The organism is Citrobacter sp. VF227 (assembly GCF_052950715.1).
Map to the genome: position 1 here is coordinate 1 of NZ_JBRFVF010000230.1, position 532 is coordinate 532.

General features: G+C 61.3%; 1 protein-coding gene. It reads left to right on the plus strand.

Annotation, left to right across the window (positions count from 1 at the left end):
- Positions 1-532 (plus strand): phage portal protein (locus ACU8YC_RS26050; RefSeq protein WP_446896120.1); only part of this gene is annotated, 532 nt, incomplete at both ends.

Below are 532 nucleotides of genomic sequence, written 5' to 3' on the forward strand. Positions count from 1 at the left end.
CTCGGCATGTTCATCAAAAAGCAGGATGTCGGCACTGACGGCTATGTGGCGCCGGAGAAACGTAACGAGACACAAATCCAGCCCGGCATGTTGTTTGACGGTCTGAATCCCGGGGAGGATATCGGCATGATCAAATCAGACCGCCCGAATGCCGGTCTGGACTCCTTCCGGATGGGGCAGCTTCGTGCGGTGGCCGCCGGACTGCGCGGCAGCTCCTCTTCCATTGCCAGAAACTATGACGGCACCTACAGCGCCCAGCGTCAGGAGCTGGTGGAGGCGCAGGAGGGGTACAGCATCCTTCAGGACAGTTCTATTGCTGCCTTTACCCGTCCTCTCTACCGCCGCTGGCTGGCTGCCGCGGTGGCTTCCGGTGCCATTGAGGTGCCTGCCGGCACGGAAATGTCCTCGCTGTTTAATGCGGTGTATTCCGGGCCTGTCATGCCGTGGATTGACCCGCTCAAGGAGGCAAACGCCTGGCGGGTGCTGATCCGTGGCGGTGCAGCAACAGAAAGTGACCGGGTGAGGGCCAGCG